Source organism: Vibrio sp. RM-69-4 (genome assembly GCF_024743775.1).
Taxonomy (GTDB): domain Bacteria; phylum Pseudomonadota; class Gammaproteobacteria; order Enterobacterales; family Vibrionaceae; genus Vibrio; species Vibrio anguillarum.
This window is the reverse complement of sequence record NZ_JAMQXI010000042.1, coordinates 1-956: the sequence shown is the minus strand read 5'-3', so window position 1 is coordinate 956 and position 956 is coordinate 1. Positions and strand designations below refer to the sequence as shown.

At 44.9% G+C, this 956-nt stretch carries 1 pseudogene; it reads left to right on the top strand.

Annotation, left to right across the window (positions count from 1 at the left end):
• Positions 1-82: 82 nt before the first annotated feature.
• Positions 83-956: pseudogene (locus NB504_RS06415) on the top strand (IS4-like element ISVa18 family transposase); the annotation flags it as partial.

Sequence of the window (956 nt, the reverse complement as noted above, 5' to 3'; positions counted from 1 at the left end):
CCAAGCCTCTGCTTGGGGATTTTTTTGAACTAATTTTATGTTTCATGATCTGATCATCTAAGCAATAACAAGGATGATTAGAATGACTTATATAGAACCAACCCTCTGGGCACAAAAGCAATTTGGTCAAGCTCACCTCAATGACCCAAGACGTACTCAAAGACTCGTTGCCCTAGCAGCCTCTTTGGCCGAGCAACCTGGCGTACCGGTCTCGAAACTCATCATCTCCCCTGCAGATATGGAAGGGGCTTATCGCTTTATCCGTAATGAGCAAATCAAAGCAGAAGATATCGCTGAAGCGGGCTTTTATGTCACAGCGCAAGAGGCTTTAGAACAACAAACACTTCTTGCATTAGAAGATACGACTTCTCTAAGCTACTCCCATCGCAGCATACAAGATGAACTTGGACACTCCAATCAAGGCAATCGAAATCGAGCTATGTTCATACACTCGACCTTACTTTTTGCTCCCGAAACTCAAGTGGTTGTTGGCTTAATTAAACAACAACGCTGGACTCGAGATATTGAAAAGCGTGGACAAGGACACCAGTACGCCACTCGACCATACAAAGAGAAAGAAAGCTATAAATGGGAGCAAGCTTCTCGCCATGTCGCAGAGCGACTTGGCGAGAAAATCTCAGATGTTATTTCTGTGTGCGATAGAGAAGCCGACCTATTTGAATACCTCACTTACAAGCAAGAGCAACAACAGCGATTCCTCGTTCGCTCAATGCAAAGTCGCTGTATAAAAGAGCATGATAATCGTCTTTATGACTACGCTTCCAAGCTTCAATCAGCAGGAGAAAGAGTGCTCGACATACCGCAAAAAGGCGGCCGTAAAGCTCGCACGGTTCACCTAGACATCAAATATGCCCCCGTGACACTCAAATCTCCCGCGAATAAAAAAGAGTTCAATAACATTCCGCTTTACTACGTGGGATGCATAGAGCAAGGAG